The organism is Mesorhizobium sp. P2_F8 (assembly GCF_056403655.1).
Genome location: NZ_JBFUFB010000036.1, coordinates 1 through 19124, shown reverse-complemented (window position 1 = coordinate 19124; position 19124 = coordinate 1). Strand labels below are relative to the sequence as shown.

Annotated in this window: 14 protein-coding genes; 4 read left to right on the top strand and 10 right to left on the bottom strand. The window is 60.2% G+C overall.

Annotated elements, in window-relative coordinates:
* A partial coding sequence (locus AC1DZP_RS34520; protein ID WP_477308637.1) for a calcium-binding protein occupies window positions 1–1070 on the top strand: 1070 nt, incomplete at its 5' end.
* 123 nt (window positions 1071–1193) lie between these two features.
* Here AC1DZP_RS34520 and AC1DZP_RS34515 read toward each other — a convergent pair.
* From AC1DZP_RS34515 to AC1DZP_RS34500, 4 genes are all read right to left on the bottom strand, one after another.
* Window positions 1194–2489: a nucleotide sugar dehydrogenase gene (locus tag AC1DZP_RS34515; protein WP_477308635.1), complete on the bottom strand. Its 1296-nt coding sequence runs from the start codon at window positions 2487–2489 to the stop codon at window positions 1194–1196.
* 75 nt (window positions 2490–2564) lie between these two features.
* Window positions 2565–4451, bottom strand: a complete 1887-nt coding sequence (gene asnB / locus AC1DZP_RS34510) for an asparagine synthase (glutamine-hydrolyzing) (protein ID WP_477308633.1) — start codon at window positions 4449–4451, stop codon at window positions 2565–2567.
* Between the two features lie 15 nt (window positions 4452–4466).
* Entirely contained in the window at window positions 4467–5639 is a 1173-nt protein-coding gene (locus AC1DZP_RS34505; RefSeq protein WP_477308631.1) for a glycosyltransferase family 4 protein, read from the bottom strand.
* Window positions 5636–6739, bottom strand: coding sequence for a glycosyltransferase (locus AC1DZP_RS34500; RefSeq protein WP_477308629.1), 1104 nt, complete (start codon window positions 6737–6739; stop codon window positions 5636–5638). The genes AC1DZP_RS34505 and AC1DZP_RS34500 overlap by 4 nt, the downstream gene beginning before the upstream one ends.
* 295 nt (window positions 6740–7034) lie before the next feature.
* Here AC1DZP_RS34500 and AC1DZP_RS34495 point away from each other — a divergent pair, with 295 nt between their 5' ends.
* Window positions 7035–8006, top strand: coding sequence for a glycosyltransferase family 2 protein (locus AC1DZP_RS34495; RefSeq protein WP_477308627.1), 972 nt, complete (start codon window positions 7035–7037; stop codon window positions 8004–8006).
* On the opposite strand, the gene AC1DZP_RS34490 is transcribed toward AC1DZP_RS34495, so the two are convergent.
* On the bottom strand, window positions 8003–9223 hold the full coding sequence (locus AC1DZP_RS34490) for a GumC domain-containing protein (RefSeq protein ID WP_477308625.1): 1221 nt from the start codon (window positions 9221–9223) through the stop codon (window positions 8003–8005). The genes AC1DZP_RS34495 and AC1DZP_RS34490 overlap by 4 nt on opposite strands.
* Before the next feature lie 100 nt (window positions 9224–9323).
* Complete coding sequence (locus tag AC1DZP_RS34485) at window positions 9324–11324, bottom strand: DUF4091 domain-containing protein (protein WP_477308623.1); 2001 nt, start codon at window positions 11322–11324, stop codon at window positions 9324–9326.
* 190 nt (window positions 11325–11514) lie between these two features.
* Between AC1DZP_RS34485 and AC1DZP_RS34480 the strand changes: the two genes are divergently transcribed.
* On the top strand, window positions 11515–12996 hold the full coding sequence (locus tag AC1DZP_RS34480; protein ID WP_477308639.1) for a lipopolysaccharide biosynthesis protein: 1482 nt from the start codon (window positions 11515–11517) through the stop codon (window positions 12994–12996).
* On the opposite strand, the gene AC1DZP_RS34475 is transcribed toward AC1DZP_RS34480, so the two are convergent.
* The 3 genes from AC1DZP_RS34475 to AC1DZP_RS34465 form a co-directional block, all read right to left on the bottom strand.
* Window positions 12931–14433, bottom strand: coding sequence for an O-antigen ligase family protein (locus AC1DZP_RS34475; RefSeq protein ID WP_477308621.1), 1503 nt, complete (start codon window positions 14431–14433; stop codon window positions 12931–12933). The genes AC1DZP_RS34480 and AC1DZP_RS34475 overlap by 66 nt on opposite strands.
* Before the next feature lie 161 nt (window positions 14434–14594).
* Window positions 14595–15269: a P-loop NTPase family protein gene (locus AC1DZP_RS34470; RefSeq protein WP_477308619.1), complete on the bottom strand. Its 675-nt coding sequence runs from the start codon at window positions 15267–15269 to the stop codon at window positions 14595–14597.
* Window positions 15266–16582 carry a polysaccharide biosynthesis/export family protein gene (locus AC1DZP_RS34465; RefSeq protein WP_477308617.1) on the bottom strand — a complete coding sequence of 439 codons (1317 nt, stop codon included), beginning with the start codon at window positions 16580–16582 and terminating at the stop codon, window positions 15266–15268. Before AC1DZP_RS34465 ends, AC1DZP_RS34470 begins: the two co-directional genes overlap by 4 nt.
* Window positions 16583–16761: 179 nt before the next feature.
* Between AC1DZP_RS34465 and AC1DZP_RS34460 the strand changes: the two genes are divergently transcribed.
* Window positions 16762–17976 (top strand): glycosyltransferase family 2 protein, encoded by a 1215-nt coding sequence (locus tag AC1DZP_RS34460; protein ID WP_477308616.1) that lies wholly within the window; start codon window positions 16762–16764, stop codon window positions 17974–17976.
* Window positions 17977–18045: 69 nt separating this feature from the next.
* Here AC1DZP_RS34460 and AC1DZP_RS34455 read toward each other — a convergent pair.
* Window positions 18046–19124, bottom strand: a 1079-nt coding sequence (locus AC1DZP_RS34455; RefSeq protein WP_477308614.1) for a calcium-binding protein, incomplete at its 5' end; no start/stop codon positions are given.

Sequence of the window (19124 nt, the reverse complement as noted above, 5' to 3'; positions counted from 1 at the left end):
ATGCCAGCGCGGCCAAATCCGTAGTTGCCGACCTGGCCAACGCCGGCGCCAACCGGGGCGATGCATTCGGCGACATCTTTTCCGGCATTGAAAACCTTGGTGGCAGCAATCTCGCCGACACGCTCCGCGGCGACACGCACAACAACGTGCTCTCAGGCCGCGCCGGCAATGACAGTCTGGATGGCGCCGCCGGCAACGATGTGCTTGACGGCGGCGCGGGAGCTGACCGGCTTGTCGGCGGCGACGGGCTTGATTGCGCCAGCTATGCCAGCGCGGCCAATTCGGTGGTTGCCGACCTGGCCAACACCGGCGCCAACCGGGGCGATGCATTCGGCGACATCTTTTCCGGCATTGAAAACCTTGGTGGCAGCAATTTCGCCGACACGCTCCGCGGCGACACGCACAACAACGTGCTCTCAGGCCGCGCCGGCAATGACAGTCTGGATGGCGCCGCCGGCAACGATGTGCTTGACGGGGGCGCGGGAGCTGATCGGCTTGTCGGCGGCGACGGGCTTGATTGCGCGAGCTATGCCAGCGCGGCCAAATCCGTAGTTGCCGACCTGGCCAACGCCGGCGCCAACCGGGGCGATGCATTCGGCGACATCTTTTCCGGCATTGAAAACCTTGGTGGCAGCAATTTCGCCGACACGCTCCGCGGCGACACGCACAACAACGTGCTCTCAGGCCGCGCCGGCAATGACAGTCTGGATGGCGCCGCCGGCAACGATGTGCTTGACGGCGGCGCGGGAGCGGACATCTTGATGGGCGGGTATGGCGCCGATAGGTTTCAGTTTCAATCAACGGGCGATACGATCCCTGGATCGCGTGACACCATCAGCGACTTCGTGCACGGGCTGGACCGCATAGATCTGCGCCTGATTGATGCGAACACAAATGTCTCTGGAGATCAGGAGTTTTCCTTCACCGGAGACCACGGTTTCAGTGGCAAGGCCGGTGAAATGCACTTCGTGGACCACGTGCTTTCGGGCGACGTCAACGGCGACAGCATCGCCGACTTCGCTATTTACATCCTAGGAACTGGTCCCTCCTACCCGGATTTTTTCTTGTAGATCGGTTGGGTTGGACCTGCCTTTATGGCCCGCTCCTCTATCAGCGCCGGTAAAGGCCGACCATGTATCAACAGTTGGCTGCGCACCGGCGGGCAGCATTGCGAGCATGAATGGCCCATCCCGTCACATCCGCCAATGATGGACTGGGGCCTCGCCTTGCTGGCGGGGCAGCGCGCTTTTCACGTCCATCACAATCCCTCGGCCTCCGCGCAGGATGCCCGTGAGCAGGGGCCAGCCCGCATCAACATACGGCCGGTGCGGGACGGCAAGTATGACCAGATCGGCGGACGAAAGCGCCTCGATCGGTTTTAAGTTCAAGCCATATTCGTGAAGGACATCTTGCGGTCGCGCGATCGGATCGGAGATCTCGACACTCACACCAAAGCTCTCAAGCCCGCGGACGATGTCGATAACACGCGAATTTCGGATGTCGGCCACGTCCTCCTTGAAAGTAACGCCCAGTATTGCCACATGGCGCGGACCCACCACTTGTGACAGCAGTCGCATGGCTTCTTGAGCGATGCGCTCCCCGACCTTATCGTTTACTCGGCGACCAGCAAGGATAACCTGCGGGTGATACCCTTTGCGCTCGGCGCTATGGGTCAGATAATAGGGGTCCACTCCGATGCAGTGGCCGCCGACGAGACCCGGAGAGAACGGGAGGAAATTCCATTTGGTAGCGGCGGCGGCGAGCACGTCGGCGGTGTCGATGCCCAGCAGCGCAAAAATCTCTGACAGCTCATTCATGAATGCGATGTTGAGATCTCGCTGTGAGTTCTCGATTACCTTGGCCGCCTCTGCGACCTTGATCGAGGGCGCGATATGGATGCCCGCTGTGACCACGGTAGCATACACTGCGGCGATGATATTGGCGTCATCCCGGGTCTGGGCGGAAACTACCTTGCGAATGGTCTCTAGGCGATGTTCCTTGTCGCCCGGATTGATCCGCTCGGGCGAGTAGCCGAGATGGAAATCCACACCCGCCTTCAGCATCGAGGCGCGTTCGAGAACGTGCGCGCAATCCTCCTCTGTGGCGCCGGGATAAACAGTAGACTCATACACCACAAAGTCGCCCTTCTTGAGGGCGCCGCCGACGGTTCCGGAGGCCTTGAGCAGTGCCGACAGATCCGGCCGTCGCGCGGCGTCGATCGGCGTCGGTACCGTTATGATGAAGAAATCGGCCTCGGCTAGCTCGGCGGGATTGTCGATGAAGCGCAGCGAGGCGGAAAGAACATCCGCAAGCTCCAGTTCGTTGTTGCGATCGATGCCGCCGCGAAGCTCAGCAATGCGGAGGGGATCGATATCGAAACCCAGGACCTTGAAGCCGTTGCGGGCGAAAGCGGTCGCCACCGGGAGCCCGACATAGCCGAGCCCCACCACGGCGATCCGGCGCCTGAGAACGTCAATCACGCTGTTCATGATGTTCTCCCCATGCCTGCGAACAGGCGTTGGATCCAATAATTCCCACCGTCGAACGGGGGTGCCCAACGCAGATCAACGGGAACATAGCCAATCCTCCAGTTGCACGAGTGAGAACAGACGCTGGCTGTGGTCGCGCGCGCCCGTTGCGTGTTCAGTTACCAGGCGCCGTATTCCCGCGGGCTTGAGTAGGCCGAGCCCTTGGAGGGCCTCGCTCCGCGTCAGCGCTTCAAGCCTCGGCCGCAGTTGCCCGGAGAACCAGACCTGCAACGGTACAGAGAAGCCTTGTTTGCGGCGTTCAAACATTGCGCGCGGCACGTGGCGCGCAAGCAGATCGCGCAGAATGCGCTTTCCGCCGCGCTCGTCCATCAGGAAGTGGTCGGGAAGCGACAGGCCGAATGCAAGGACTTCAGGGTCGAGCAGAGGCGCGCGGGCCTCCAGGCTGTGAGCCATGGTGGCGATGTCGAGCTTCGGCATAAGGTCGTCGGCGAGATAAGTCCGGATGTCAGTGTAGCGCATCTTGCGCAGGGTAGTGCCGCCTGCCCGCGTATACGCGTCGATTAAGATCGTGCTCGCGGGGTCTAGGCCCGCACGTCGCCGTTCGAGCAGCTCGCCATCGTACAAAAACTCCGCTTCCGTCGCGTTGACGAAGGAGCGGAGAGCGGCAAATCGCTCCGCCCGCGAAAGCTCGAGTACCGTCAAGCCGCGCTCGATTCGGCCCATTGTGACGCTGTGTTGACAATGGCGGGCCGCGAGACGAGCCGCCCGGGCCCCAATGCGGGCCACGCTGGCCGGGATTAGGTTCGCCAAGCGGTCGAGGCGTCGCGCATTGCCGTACCAGCTATAGCCGGCGAAACCTTCGTCGCCTCCATCGCCTCCCAGAGCAACGGTGATCGATGGCCTCGCATGCTGGGCCATCGCCCAGAGCGCGAGGGCGGAAGAATCTGCGTAGGGCTCGCCGAAATGTAGCGTCATCCGGGGCAGGATATCGAGAAGATCCGTCCGCCCACGCAGGGTGTGATGCCGGGTGCCAAGATGGTCCGCAATGGCGGACGAGAACGCGCTCTCGTCGAAGCGGCTGTCTTCGAAGCCTACGCAAAATGTCTCGATCTGCTCGACCGACTGACGCACGGTCGTGGCGGTGACGAGACTGGAATCGATACCACCGCTCAGAAACACCCCCACGGGGACGTCGCTGCGCAGCCGGAGGGCGACGGCCTTATCAAGCTTTTCCTGAAGTTCATCCAAGGCATTCTGATAGGAACCCGAATAGGGCTCGCCGTAATCCGCGGGATCCCAAAATCCGCGCAGGCATAGCCCCCGATGGCCAAGCGTCGCGAGGCTGGCGGCCGGCATCTTAAAGGTATTGCGATAGATTGTGTACGGTGCGGGGATGTAACCCAGAGCGAGATAGATATCGAGCGCCTGGGGCTCGATGCTGTTTACCGCCGTCCCGGCGCGAAGCGCAGTCAGGGAAGAGGCGAAGTACAGGCATTTTCCTTCGACCGTATAGAACAACGGTTTTTTGCCGAGACGATCGCGCGCGAGAAGCAGGGACCCTGACCGATCGTCCCATGCTGCGAACGCAAACATGCCTCGTAACACTTTCACGCTTTCTTCGCCCCGGCGCATGATGAGGCGCAGGAGGATTTCCGTGTCTGATCTGGTGCGGAACATTTCCCCCTCGCCAGCCAGTTCCTCCCGCAATTCGAGGTAGTTGTAGATCTCTCCGTTGAAGGTGATCCCGATGCTCCCGGACTCGTCCAGCATCGGCTGGTTTCCTGTCGCCAAGTCAATAACCGCCAACCTGCGATGCGCGAGAACCGCACGCCCAGATGGCGCAATCCAAAGTCCGGCTCCATCCGGCCCGCGATGCGTCATTCCGGCCGACATTGCCTCGACTCGGCGAGGATCGGGACGGGTCCCGGGGGCGAGGCTTATGCCGCCCGCAATGCCGCACATGTCGAGACTCCGCCGTTAGCGAGCCGAAGAGCGCTCATGCTTCTTCCTCAAAATGGAATGGTATAGCTCCTCATATGCGATCACCATTGCAAGCTGTGAAAAGTTTGACGTAACCCGCTCGCGGCCTTTCGCCGCTAACTGCGAGCGAAGCTCGCTGTCCCGTAAAACGCGCATGACAGCGCTGGCCATCGCGGCGGCATCGCCCGAAGGCACAAGCATGCCGCATGCGCCGCCCGCAAGGAGATCGGGCGTGCCGCCAACGGCGGTCGCCACTACCGGCACGCCGCTCGCCATCGCCTCCAGCAGGCTGATCGAAGTGCCTTCCGAAAGTGACGGCAGGACGAAGACGTCGAGGTCGCGATACAAGGGTGCTGTATCGGCAATCGCTCCAGCGAAAATGACAGACTTGGAAATCCCCATTTCCGAGACGAGCGCTTCGAGTTCTTGGCGCAAGGGCCCCTCCCCCGCAAGCACCAGGCGCGTCTGCGGGAGGGATAGAAGCACCAGCTTCAATGAGGCAAGCAGCAGGGCGTGATTCTTGATCGGATCGAGCCGGGCAACRCAACCGACAAGGGAAGAACCTGGAGCGATGCCGAAACGAGCGTGAATTGTTCCGCTTCGATGGCGCGGTGCGAAGCGCGCCGTGTCGATTCCGTTTGGGAGGACGGTGACCTTCGACGCCGGTATCCGGGTTCGTTGGACGAGATGGCGACGCAACGGCGCCGAGACCGCTACGACGACGTCCGAATGGAGCGCTCCCCACCAACGCAACAGCTCGCTCTGCCACCCCTCGCCGTAGGCGAAACCGTGCAAGGTGCTAACCTTCGCGGGCACACGGACAGAACAGGACGCCAAAGCAGCTTTGGCCCAAACTGCATTATGCGCGTGGACGACGTGGCAGCCGCGTGCCGCGACATGCGCCCTCAGCTTGGCGTCAGGAAAGAAATTGGGGCGAATGCCGGGACAGCCCACCAGGCTTACCGAAACGTCGCTAGCACGAAGAGCCACGGCGAGTTCGCCCTCCTCCTCCAGGCAGGTAATTCCAACCCGATGTCTGCGGGCAGCAAGCCCTAAGGCGAGATCCCGCGCCATCATTTCCATCCCCCCCATTGCCAGGGACGGGAGGACCATCTCGATCCTCAAGCTGGCCTGAGGCGCATCATTCGTTTCATGGCGAATGGCGTTCAAGGGATAGTTCCCGCTGTGACCCTGTCGGGACACAGCTCACGGTAGAGGCCCAGATGTCGGCAAACCCGCTTCTCCAGCGAGAACCGTGCGGCCACCGCGGCTCGCGCCGTCTTCGCGGAAGGGCTTCGTCCGTATTCCAGGGATTGTCTGATCGCCTTGGCCAGCGAGCAGGGGTCGCCTGGGGCGACGATCCGGCCTGCTGCCTCGTCGACTAGGACCTCCGGCACGGCTCCAACGGCGGTTGCAACAACGGGTACATCAGCGCTGAGGGCTTCGAGAAGGACGTTGGGAAGTCCCTCGCTGCGCGAAGGCAGCACGACCAGATCGAGTTGCCGGTACAGCGATCCGACATCCTCGACCGTTCCCAGAAAGTGTATATCCGATTGGATGCCAAGCGCGACTGCCTGCTGCTCCAGCGCCGCGCGCGCGGGGCCGTCGCCGGCAAGGACGATGGAAACCGAGCGGGCCGGCAAGAAAGACACCGCCTGGATCAGCACATCTACGCCCTTCTCCGGACTCAGCCTACCTATTACGCCGATAAGCGGCACCCCGGGGCGCCGAATGGCCCCAAGTTCCACCGGCGAGCTTTCGGACGGGATGGCCAGGATCGCGTTGTGGATGACGCGGACCCGTTCGCCGGCAGCAGAGAAATGGCGCTTGTGACGCTCGGACATTACGACAAGCCGATCGGCTCGCGGAAGCAGCATTCCGTCAATACGGTTATACAGCCTGACCTTCCAGCCCTCGTTCGTAGAACCGTGAAAGAACGCGATCCAAGGCCAAGGTGGGTTCGTCAGCTTCAGCAGATATGCCATGACCGTCGTGCGATAGTTGTGTGTCTGCACGATATCGGGTTTCCATTCACGTAAGCTCCGACCGAGGCGTAGGAGAAGGGAGACGTCGAGAGGCCCATTGTCAGGAATTACAACGTGGTCGACCCCGGCACGCTCCAGATAGGCGATGAACGGTGACGCCGAACGCCCGGTCCGCTGGAACATGTAGACACGTAGCTTGACCCCGTGCTCGCCCAACTGGTTCGCCAGAGCCGTCAACTGCCGACCAGGCCCAGATACGATGGCCGTGTCGATCAGCGAAGCCACGCGCAGTCCGGCGAAATGCAAAGGCTGGTGTTGCACAACACCGGGGGCCAGGGATGATACCCTGCTTCCAGCCGGCGCGGGCCAGTCCATATTTGTACCTGTATTACGACCCTTCAACATCTGCTTAGCTTCCGATCGCAGCAGAACTGAAAAAATTTCGGCTTACCGATCAAGTGAGGATCATGACAGATTTAGGTACCACGCTATGCAGATATCAATATCATACAAGCGGATGAGAGGCGCCACCTCGGTTCACCCGGAATTGGTACGGAAAGACTTCGTAGGGCGTAGGAATATGACAGTTTCAGTGATCATTCCGCTCTTCAACAAGGCGCCTTACTTGGAGCGGGCTCTCAACTCGATTTGGGCTCAGGATTTCGATGACTTCGAAGTTATCGTCGTCGATGACGGATCCAGCGATGGCGGCCTCTCGGTCGCGCGGAGTCATAAGGACAAGCGCATGCGAGTGATATCGCAGGCGAACGCCGGGCCAGGCGCGGCCCGCAACCGCGGGCTTGCAAAGGCAAGAGCTCCCTTCGTGGCATTCCTGGACGCGGACGACGAGTGGATGCCGAATTTTTTATCTGCTGGCATGAGACACTTCGCAAAAGCGGGATCCGAAATTGCCAGTGTGACCGCCGGCTATCTTGAGATGCCGGCCGGCGCCTCGTCCGAAGTTCTGTGGCGGTCGCGCGGCCTGTCCTTTGGCCCAGTTCGGCTGAACCCGACTACAGATCCGTCCTTTGCGACTTCGATCGTGGCGTTCATGACGCCCTGCACGACAATCGCTCGCACTGATGTGATCCGCGCGTTCGGAGGGTTCTACGACCGGAACGGTTGCCGGTACGGGGAGGATGCCCATCTGTGGTTCAAATTGGTCCTCAACGAACAGGTGATGGTCGACCTTGAGCCGCGTGTATGCATACACCGTGAAGCATCCAGCCTAAGCAGCAATCTGCCAGCTGTGAGGCCGGTCGAGCCTTTTCTTGAGGACCCCTCAGAGATCGAAGACAGCTGCCCGACAGGTCTTCGACCGCTTCTGGAGCAGATGCTGGCAATTCGCGCCTTCAAGACCGCATGCGTGCTTGGCTATTGGGGGGATTGGCGCAAGGCAGCCGCTCTCAGGCGTCGCTTCGCGAGGCATTCTTGGAGACCAATGCTGCCCTACCAATTCGGGTCGATGGTTTGCTCCACCCCGATCGGTCCCGCGTTGGGCGCCGCCTGGCGGCGCCTGCAAGACGGGCGGCAGCCGAGGGCACCAGCTTAGGCGCTTTCCGGGCGATCCAAAAGGAAAGGTTCATGCTTCCTGGCGCCAATTCGCGTGATGACTGGTGCTCCAGCAGCCTCGCTGAACTCGTCAGGATCACGGAGGGTTGTATCGAGGAATTCCGCGATGCCCGCTAGGCCGAGACCGAGCAATATACCCGCCGCCAAGGCGGCGAAGAGATAGACAATCGGGGATCTCGTCGAAAATTCGGGATCGCGCGGAGGATCAACAATGCGGATGAGCTCCGGTGCCCGCAAAATACCCACGGCGTCCCCCAGCCGAACCGACTCGAGACGTTTCTGTGTTGCTTCAAGCTTGTCCTGGGCTACCGCGATGTCGCGTTCCCTGTCGGCGATCTGCGCCTTCAAGCGGTCGTATTCGGAAATGTCACGCTGCTCGGCCTCCATCGCGGCAACTACCTGTTCATGCTCGGACAGGGCGGCCGTCCGCCTGGCAAGTGCGTCTCGCAGTGGGGCGACCTCTTCCGCCCGCATCGATTGCTCCTGCTGTTCGCCCCCGCTTCCCTGCGGGCTGGCCGGTCGGTCGATTTCCTGTTCGAGTTGTTCGATGGTTGCGTCTGCAAGCGCCGCAGGCCTGGCAAGCTCGACAGCCTTGTCGGCTTGGCGCAACTCCTCCGCCTTTGCCTGACGCAGATGGTTGAGCTCTTCTAGCCTCGCCTGGGCCGCAGCAGGGCTGCCGATGGATAACTCCGCCTGCCGCCTTTCCAGGTCGACCTTCAACGCACGCGCCGCCGCCAAGTCGCGCGTGTGCTTTTCGACCAGGATTTGAATGGCGTCGGGTTCATTCTGCTCAGGAACGAGAGCCTCCAGAAACGTTGTTATGACGGTTTCGAGCTGCTTACCCAAACCGGTCGGGTTCGGGCCGGAGTGGTAGATCTCGATGAAGTTTGTCCCCGCCCCTTCGAGCCACGTGGTTTCCCTGAGATCCCGAATCCTGACCGCGCGAGACGCCGGATCGGTCATGCCGAGATCATCCAACACTCGGCCCAGCACACGATCGCTAAACAAAAGGGCCCGCAACGCGGCGAGCCGCTCCTCGTTCGTGACGAACTGCACGTTCGTGGGCTCTCGCGTGAGTGGGCCTGCTTCCCCGGATTCCTGGAGAAGCAATAGCGAGCGGGCGACATACTTGAGCGGCATCAGTTGGCTGGCGGCGAAGCCGGCTGGAAGCATAATCAGGATCGGTATGATCAGCAACCAGCGGCGCCTCCAGGCCGCCTGAACGAGAAGGCGCGTGACTTGTGTGGGTGACCTGTTCATGGCCGGAATAGAGAGTTGAAGCGGCTGGTTGAATCCGTCATCGGATTGATCCCTTTTCTATGATAGCAGCCAATTCCCGGCGCGCGGACTCCCAGTCATCTGGATTTTTGCTCCAACTGACAGGCGCATGGACCCAGGTCGGATCGGAGGAATCGCCGACCCCCGTCTCCCACAAAACCTTCGGGACCATTCGCTCGATGACGGCCCAGGTCGCCTGGCGGTCGATTGCCTCGGCAAGGGCCAGATATTCGACATCCTGAATCCCGCGGCGCCAGTGTTTCAGACGCAAGCTGGCAATCGGACCTTCAAGCTCGTAGGAATGCTCCCGAAAGATTGCGTCCGTGCCCGGATAGAACAGAACCCCGTCGCCGTTCGACGTGTTTGAGCCAGTTAGTCCCGTGATTTCGTCAAACTCAGGCGCTCCGCCGAATGTCTGCGCCTGCACGAAGACGTCGGTGTCGCCGCGCCCTCCCTGGTAATTTTTGTAATATGTGGCTTCCCAGAAGAACCACCGGTCGACGCGCATTTTGTACTGACCCCATGGGAGCTCACGCAACGCAACGCCGTCGTCCTCGATGGCGAAGGAACCCGAGGCGGGTCGGAGACCGTTGTAAAGAAACAACCGTCTGCCGGTCTGCCGCAGCGCTTTTACCGCCTGCTCCCAGACCGGCGTATCGCCTACGCCGATCCAGCTTGCGAAAATGGATAGCGAGGGTAACGCATCAAGGCTCTTGACCAGATTGGCTGTCGCAAAAGTGGCAAGAGCTGGTTCTTCGTTCGTGCCTGTCTTCAACGATCTCGCCCATTTTTCGGTCTGGTCGTAGTCCTCAGATTCGTCGGACAAATAGATAAAACGCTCTACATCAGGAAAATTCCTTCTGAACCATCGTTCCCATGCCGTTGCGTGGGACCGCATCGCCTCTCTTCCGGCACCGCCCCACCACGATTCCCACGCACCATACAACCCGACGACGAACAGCTCGCTTCCGACGCCCTCGCATGGGCCGGCATAGCCGTTCTCACGAGAAAACAATTCGCCTGTCAGGCGTGGTATCCACTCGGGTCGCGGTCGATCTTGTCGCCACTGCTCGGCGCCAGAGTTGTCGTCCACGAGCGAGATGCGGTGGCGCCTGGCCAGCAGGAACTGCCGGTCGGCCACTCGACGAACCAGACGGTCCTGACTGGAATTGGGAGCGGGATAGGATTCGCCCGTGTAGCGGCGGGCGATCTCCTCATAGCTCGTCGCTACCATGGTTCGCGAGGTCGTGGTATCGGGAAGGATAAAGTTCAGAACTTCCAACCGGACAGGAATGCGCGCTCGCACGCTACCTTGTTCCGTGATCGTGATCGCCCCGGCATAGTCGCCCGGCGGGGTCGTTCGTGGCACATAGATATCAGCCCAGATACTTTGGTTGGAGCGCGCGGGGATGTCGAAGGCGTTGACCAGTTCCAGTGGGACGGCGATATCGGGGAAAAACTTGTCCGCGCCGGGCCGATCCTTCCACCCTCCATAAGGCGTGCCGGAGATGGACTGGCGTCTCAACCGCTCTGGTATTTGCCGTTCGTCATACGTGCCGTATGAAAGCTGGCTTAGTCCCCTGACCTGCAGGTACTGGATGTAGAAGAGCTCGATCTCTGTGGAAGTCCAATCGAACAGTTTCTGCCTCGTCCGAGCTGGATCGGAGCGGAGCCGGCGACCCGAGCTGTTCGTCAAGTCGCTGAATGCGACGCGGACCCCCTCAGCAGCGTGATCCGCTGCTTCGATCACCAGGTTAACCGACACGATCTCGTTTGCTGCGGCGAAGAGGCGGACCTGCCGTCCGTCCCAAATTGAATTGTAGATCGAGGTCTCCCCTGAATGAGCGCGCAATTCGTTGCGTGTGACCTTGTCGCCTCCGTCATTGGCCCAAATGGCGGTGATAGCTCCCGTGTCGACAAGAGTGGCACCTGATGCCGCAACACAACACCATGCCAGCAGCAGCGTTGCAAAGACGCAACGAAACCCTCGTGGGCCGGGCGGCATGATTTTCCGGCGCATGAAGGTCCTCCCATGCCAAGGTAGAAGCAGCCTCTCCAATCGGCCTCGCCGCGTTGCATCAGCATTTTTTCCCGCCTTGGAACGTCTTCGGGTTCTGATAGCTTAACGTATCGCATCATAGTGGAAGTAGTGAACCAATACCAACCCTCGGTTTTGTCGGGAGTAGATCCCCTTGGCGCGATCCTTGAGCGTGAGTGTGGTGGCAAGCTGCTTTGGTGCCGTCCTCAATGCGGTGTGTGGTCTTGTGACTGCGGCATTCCTCCTGAGACAGCTTGGGCTGGAGACGTTCGGCCTGTGGGCGCTCGTCGTCTCGACGACATCGCTGCTTTGGTTGCTGGACTTCGGCACGACAGTAGCTGTGGGACGCCTCATCGCCGCTGGCCGGGGGGAAAGCAGCATCGACGGCATCAACCGGATCTTCTCGACAGCTGTCGCGATGCTCGGTGTCTGCGCGATCGGCGTGGCGCTCATCGCTTGGTTCATTCCGCTCGTTTTCCTTGCGGTGTTCACAGTGCCTCCGCAAGACGCGGCGAGTGTCGTTTTGGCGCTGCGCCTGATGGCTCTTGCAAGCGCCGTCCACTTCATTGCGGCGCCGTTTACCTGCCTCCTGTGGGGCTACGAGCGGATGGACCTCATCAATATTATAGAGGTGCCTCTTGTCCTGCTGCGGCTCGCGCTGCTCATGATGTTCGTGGGAATAGGTTCGCCACTGTGGATCGTTGCAGCATGCACGCTTTTTACCGGCTGCCTGAGCGCCGTGACCATGGCTTACGCCAGCTTTCAGGTGGAGCCTTGGCTTGCCCCTTGGCCGCGAATGGCCACAAGGAGAACCGCAGCGACGATTCTCCGACTGGCTATCGACTTTGCGGCGCTGAATGCCGCGAGGTCGATCGCGCTCCAACTGAGTCCAATTCTCGTCGGCTACACACTCAGCAATGCGGCCGTGGGAATTTTCGCCATCGCGCGCCAGCTCTCGGTCAATTGCAATGTCCTTTTGTCCGCAACGACCGAAGCCGTCGCGGCGCGATCGGTCCGGCTGTTCCATGAGCAAGCTCACACGGCTCAGCAGACTTTGCTCGTGGAGGGCGGCCGGTACACTACCGCCTTGAGCTGTCTTCTCACCATCGGCCTGCTCGTCCTAGGCGACAGCTTCATTCACCTTTGGCAGGGCGGACGCGCCGACGAAGCCTATCAGCAACTCCGGATCCTCATGCTCGGTGAGCTGATCGCCTTGTCGCAATGGGTCACTTACTGGGTCATCGCCGGAGTGAAGAAACACCGGCTGCTTGCCGTCTTTGCCGTTTGCGAGAGCGTCACCATCGCCGGCCTGAGCCTTCTGCTGGTCCAGTTTTTCGGCCTCTCCGGCATCAGCTTCGCCGCAGCAGCGGCCGCAGTCCTGTTTCGAGGCATAGGACCGCTACTCTATGGCTGCCGGCTTCTAGCCGTGGAGCCGCGGCAATATATGGTGCGGGTAATACTGCCAAATGCGGTTGGCGGGCTGATTGGCGCGCTGGCGGTTTATTGCCTTGACGCATGGCTCGAGCCTCGCGATTGGCGCACCTTTTTCCTGGCGGGATCCTTATGTGCACTGGTGTCCGTCGCGAGCCTAGTCCCGTTCCTGTTTCCCCAAATACTCGTGTTGAAACTGTGGCCGCTCATCCGGCGAGGCTGAGGTGGTCCGATCGTGCTTCGATCCCAATGCTGGCACTGATTCAAATCCCGCAGCCACTTGCGGCCGCGACCCAGATTGTCGCGCGAAGACGTCGCTCCAATCCGAACCGTCGGCCGAGGCTGACGCCCACCTTATTATGGCGGACGAGAATGCAAGGAGAGCATAAAGGGCCCAATTGTAAGCTTCGCTGAGAAATGACCCGGCGACACAGAAACCTGCCAAGCCTGCCGTAATCGCGCAGGCAAAACCCTGCATATCCGGTGCCGCTGAGTTGCGCTCCAGCAATCGCTGGGCGCGAACGGCGGATTTGAAGGTCAGGGCGACCATGATCACGAACGTCCCCAGCCCCAAGAATCCCGTTTCGCCGAGAACCTGAAACCACGCGCTGTGGGCGGTCAAGGCACGATCGAACCACACGTCGGTATAGGTGTAGAACTCGTCAACGAAGTTGTTTATGCCGACTCCTGTGAAAGGCCGGTCGAGCGCCATATTGATGGCGGCAGACCACGCATAGAGTCTACCACTCGCCGATTCCCCACTCATATCCTCTGCGCCGCCGGACACGCGGTCGGAAAGGTTCATCGCCATGTACAACCCTGCCGCAACGACGGGGATGACGAACAGAAGGATTGTGCGCAACTTCATCACTCGAGTTGCGCTCACAGCCAGGACAGCCACCACCCCGAGCAAGCCGCCGCGACTTTGCGTACAAACCACCCCTGCGGTCACGACCCCGGTTCCGACCAGGCCGAGGAAGACATCAATGGCCCGGGTTCGTGAGAGCAGCAGGGAAAGGCAAAAACTCAGGGAAAATGTGAGGGTCAGGGCGAGAATGTTCGGGTCGCCCAAAGGCGATCCGAGCTCCCGGGCAACGGTTGCACGGCTCATTTCCACGAGCCCGATGCCATTGAGCCGGTTAGAGATGGTTACGGCGCCGACGAGGAGACCCGACAGGACGATCAGATAGGTGGCAACCCTGAAACCCGCCGGTTCGCGCAATGTCCAGCCGAGTGCGAACGTGATAAGGATCACCTTGATGAAATTCTCGGACCAGTAGGAATACGCCAGCACGTGCGATTTCGCCGTCAAGACTCCAAGCGAGACGAGAAGTGCAAAAACGAGGAGCGCCTTCATTTCCGCTGAAAAATAGGCCGTGATGCGGCGGGAGAGCACCAGGTGCCATGCCACGGAGGCGAGACCGAGTACGCTCAAGGCAAGCGGTATTTGCAGCGGCTGCAAAACTGGGAAAACTTCATGCAGGCGGAACATTGAGAAGATCACGAACAGCAGCAGGGTCAATGACGGGAACCATAAGGCGGTCGCCACGCTGAGCAGCGCCACTGCAGCCAAAAGAGGCACGAACGGGTTCGGCGACACGGCCCAAAGCAGCAATGTGCCTATGGTCATTGCGGCAGCGAGGAGGACTTCTTCGCGCATGCCGGCGATGCCCTATATTCGCGGCATTGGGGCAGCTGCCGGACGGCAGGCATGAAGAAGACTTGGGCGAGTCTTTCCTAGGCTGGCGCCAAGGCGCGGCGTCTGCTGACGATCCTGCTGGGCCGATGACGCACCGTAGCGATTCGCGGAGCGGACAAACATCAGTTGAGTAGATCGCTGTTTATGGCCCAATTCTGGACGCGCCTCCGCAGCTGGGGCATGGGCCAGAGAAGCCAGGAGGCGATCGACGCGATCTCAACTCCCATGCTCGAATAACGGTCTTCGTTCAGGATAACGCCTCCAATGGTGCACCGCGCCGCCCTCAATTTCTCGACGACGCTTCGCAGCTGCGACCGTTTGGTGGAGCCGCGAGGGCAGATCAGCAGAAGATAGTCGCATGCACCCCCCAGAGGCAGTGGGTTCAGTTTAGCCGACGTAACCGCAAGGACCGGTCCCAGTTCGAGAAGAATGAACTGGTAGACTTCAAGAAAACCTTCCAGGATCGTCCTAAGCTGAGCGCTGTCGGCAAACGCGTAACGGCTCTCCGGGTCGGGTGTCAACGTGATGACATCCAGGCCCTGCTGCTTGTGGGTGATGTTTCTGTCTCTAAGCATGTCGGAGAGGGGGCTGGGAGAGCCTTGATTCTCACGGATAACCTGTTGAAGATCGATGAGCAGCACCGATCTGCCTGACCGCGCCAGAAATTCCGCGGCGCCCCAGGCAACCGATTCAACGAGCCTATCGCTTTCGGCAGATGTAAGGCCGACGATGCGTTTTTCGGCACTTGAAATTGCGATGACGACATCCTCTATTTGCCGTAGGTCGACATTCGTCATTTTGCGTTGCCTGTGCCGCCGGCCTGGTCGCCGCCAGGCGTTTCGGGTGTCTGACTGGTCTCTTGCTCGAATTCTTGCGAAACCAGAAGTACGTCTCCTGGCAACAGGAAGGATGATGTTTGCGCTGGCGCCCGCTGCTCTCCAGTCTCGCTGCGGCGGACTATGGTGTATTTGATCACCATATGCCGCAGCGGCGTCGCCGCGGCCCGTGCGGTTTCAGCGGCAAGCCTGTCGTATCTGTTCGTGGCTGCTTCGACATCGATGCTCGCCTTTGCCAGTTCGCCTTCGAGTCTCGCGATCTCGGCGTCTATTCCCGCTGCTCGATCTTCCTCGAGCGCCACTGCTTCCTGCTTGAGCATGGCGGCCGTACTTTGCACACGCGCCCGCGCGACCGCTACATTCGTCGCCTTTTCCTCCAATTCGGCGATCTTGATCTCGCTCTCAAGCTCTCGCTCGCGAGGAACGAGGCCTTTCTGCAAAAGGCCTGCCAACTTTTCGTGCATGTCGCGGCGCATTTGGAGTTGTTCGTTCACCCGGGCGGCTTGTTCTTGGAGCGCATCGAGTTCATCGCCGGCGAGGTCGGCGCTTCGTTCGAGCGCCGCCTTTTTCTTCTCCAGCCCAGTTCGGCGACTGTTCAGGTAGGACTGCTGTCCTTCAATCAAGGTTCTGGCCTCTTCCTCGCCCACCAAGCCCGCAAGGACCGGCGGTACTTCGACCTGTGCGCTGCCTGCTTTCTCAGCTTTCAGCCCCGCAAGGGAGGCCAGGAGCAGTTTCTGCTCCTCACGCCCCGTTCGCAATAAGCGCAAAGTCTCCACGTCGCTGATATTCTCGCTGCTGATGGCCCCCTCGGGTGCCCGGTAGAGACCGCCAACCAAAGCCTCAGCCTGCAACACTGTGATCGCTGGATGCCATTCGACGGCTCCTGGTTTGCTTACGAAACCCGTGACGAAAAGCGGGCGATAGCTGATTATCTCGGCGGTGACGTAAGTCCCGTGGCTCGTGAATACGGTCACGCGCCGCGTCAACTCCTGTTCCAATTGCGCCAAGGACATGTCGGCGACGTTTATTCGTCCGATAACAGGAACCGACAAGGTTCCGTCCGGGCTGATACGGTATTCCCCGGTCAGGTCCGCTTGCCCATGGAATCTCAGCAATAGTCGATCGGCGGTGGTGACCTGGACGGACGGTGGCTCCTCCAGAGACTGGCCCACCGTCGAAATCTGGACGTCATCCGCTGTGGCTAACGGCATAAACACGCCCATGGCCAGAACGGAAACTACGGTGAACAAAATCTCGACCGATGAAACCTTCATCACTGAATTCACTTCGTCACCGCATGCGCCGTAGCGGGCCGTATGCCATCAGCCTCACGCTCGTTGCAACCAACAAGACGTGAACCTAGTGCTGGCTTGCGTCCACCGCAAGGCTGCCAATATTATCGATGGAAATTATGATGGAAGCCTTTTCGCCTCCAGAGGACGGGAGTCTCGGAATGGAAATGGCGATACTTGCCTGCTGCGCGGTTCTGCTGCTTTACCACCACGTCGGCTACCCCGTTCTTCTGCGCCTGCTCGCAAGCGGAATCGAGCGCCGCCGAAGATTGACTTCTGAACCAGGCGCGCGCTCCTTTCGCCCCGGAGTTCCTATTCCGTCACTGGCACTGCTCATTCCTGCATACAACGAAGAGCGGGTCATACGGCGCAAAATAATCAATTGTGCGCAACTCGATTACCCGCCGGATAAGCTCATGATCATTATTGCACTCGACGGGTGCAAGGACGACACGGAAACTGTTCTGAGAAATACATTGGCGGAATACCCTTCTTGCAACGCCAGAGTGGTCGTAATCGAACTCAATATCGGAAAGATCGGAGTCCTGAACCAGCTTGTGCCTGAAATCCAAACGGATCTGGTCGCGCTGAGCGATGCGTCGGCTCTGTTAAGCAGTGACGCGGTCAGGCGAGCAGTGGCCCATTTCAATGATCCGCATGTCGGCGTGGTCTGTGGGACATATTCCTTGCCCGAGGATGCCTCGCCAGGCGAGCGCGCCTACTGGGACTACCAAATTCGGATCAAGTCCGACGAGGCGTTGGTAGCCGCGCCGATGGGCGCTCATGGAGCCTTTTATGTTTTTCGCCGGACTCTTTGGACGCCGTTAGAGCCGGATACGATCAATGACGACTTCATGCTACCTATGCGTATCATTTCTCGTGGTTGGAAAGGAATCTACGACCGCCAGATCGTCGCCACGGAGTTGGAGGCCACGAATTCACGACAGGACTTCCGCCGACGTATCCGGATCGGTGCGGGAAACCTGCAACAGGCATTGCGTCTCTGGAGGCTGGCCAATCCCATGAACTACAGACTTGCCTTCGTCTTTGTTTCTGGAAAAGGGCTCCGCTCCTTCCTGCCCTTCATACTTGTGGTAAGTTTCGCAGCATCCGTTTCGCTGGCCTTGTCCGGCGGCATGGTCTGGCAGTTGTTGCTGGCAGCCGAATTGACGGCCGGCGCGCTCGTTTTCGCTGGAGCGGTGATGCCAGGACGCCTACCCAGAACATTGGATTCCTTCAGCTATCTCGTGCAGGGATATGTGGCGTCGGGGTGTGGTGCGCTACTCCTTTTGAGCGGACATGCCAAGGATGTCTGGGAGGTTTCCAAGGGGAAGAGGATCTCGCTTCATCCTCCGTCGGAAAAAATCCCGCGATAACAGGGTCCAGGCGCGGCGCATGTGCGATGGAATGCTCGCAAGGGGGTCGGCTTCTAGCCCGTCTTCCATTCAAACCAAGAAGTCGGCGTGAGAAAGGGTGCCGTTCATTTGTAGAGCGAAGTCGGCGATGCTGTCGCCGTTGACGTCGCCCGAAAGCACGTGGTCGACGAAGTGCATTTCACCGGCCTTGCCACTGAAACCGTGGTCTCCGATGAAGGAAAACTCCTGATCTCCAGAGACATTGGCATTCGCATCAATCAGGCGCAGATCTATGCGGTCGAGCCCGTGCACGAAGTCGTTGATGGTGTCGGGCGATTCAGGAGCCGTATCGCTGGTTGACTGGAACTGAAACTTATCCGCGCCATATCCGCCAATAAGGACGTCAGCTCCCGCGCCCCCTTTCAGCACATCGTTGCCGGCGCCGCCATCAAGCCTGTCATTGCCGGCGCCGCCGACAAGGCGGTCAGCTCCCGCGCTTCCCTCCAGCACATCGTTGCCCGCGCCGCCCACAAGCCTGTCATTGCCGTGGCCACCGACAAGGCGGTCAGCTCCCGCGCCCCCGTCAAGCGCATCGTTGCCCGCACCRCCGACAAGCCTGTCATTGCCGTGGCCACCGACAAGCCGGTCAGCTCCCGCGCTTCCCTCCAGCACATCGTTGCCCGGGCCGCCATTAAGCTTATCCTTGCCGCCGCCGCCAAAGAGACCGTCGGATCCGGCTCCGCCCAGGAGCTGGTCCTTGCTGGCTCCCCCGTGGAGCTCGACAGCGGCTTCGGCCGTACCGCTGTTCGCGTCGTCGTTGATGCCAGCGTCGGTCGCAGGTTCATGGGTTCGCGCGAGGTCTGACTGGCTGTCAGACGCGCTGCCGGTTCGGTCACTTCCACTGGCCAAGGGAATGTCGTGGCCGGCGTGGGTATAGGCGATGTAATTGTAGGAGCTTGCATATTGCTGGTTGAACTGCTTCGAGCCTTCGAGCCAGGTGCCCTCCACCCCGCCCTCGAAGACGATGTTGCCGCGCTGCAGGTATGTTGCGTCGCCGGTGTGTTGGTAGACAAAGCCGAACCCGTTCACGATCAGCATGTTCAGGTCGGCGGCCGGCACATCCTGCTCCCCGGTGGCGGACGTCTCGTCGATATATTGAAACGCCTTAG

Excerpts from the sequence above, each read along its gene's own strand:
- AC1DZP_RS34515 (WP_477308635.1), bottom strand. The coding sequence starts at position 2,489 with ATGAACAGCGTGATTGACGTTCTCAGGCGCCGGATCGCCGTGGTGGGG.
- asnB (WP_477308633.1), bottom strand. The coding sequence starts at position 4,451 with ATGTGCGGCATTGCGGGCGGCATAAGCCTCGCCCCCGGGACCCGTCCC.
- AC1DZP_RS34495 (WP_477308627.1), top strand. The coding sequence starts at position 7,035 with ATGACAGTTTCAGTGATCATTCCGCTCTTCAACAAGGCGCCTTACTTG.
- AC1DZP_RS34485 (WP_477308623.1), bottom strand. The coding sequence starts at position 11,324 with ATGCGCCGGAAAATCATGCCGCCCGGCCCACGAGGGTTTCGTTGCGTC.
- AC1DZP_RS34475 (WP_477308621.1), bottom strand. The coding sequence starts at position 14,433 with ATGCGCGAAGAAGTCCTCCTCGCTGCCGCAATGACCATAGGCACATTG.
- AC1DZP_RS34470 (WP_477308619.1), bottom strand. The coding sequence starts at position 15,269 with ATGACGAATGTCGACCTACGGCAAATAGAGGATGTCGTCATCGCAATT.
- AC1DZP_RS34465 (WP_477308617.1), bottom strand. The coding sequence starts at position 16,582 with ATGAAGGTTTCATCGGTCGAGATTTTGTTCACCGTAGTTTCCGTTCTG.
- AC1DZP_RS34460 (WP_477308616.1), top strand. The coding sequence starts at position 16,762 with ATGGAAATGGCGATACTTGCCTGCTGCGCGGTTCTGCTGCTTTACCAC.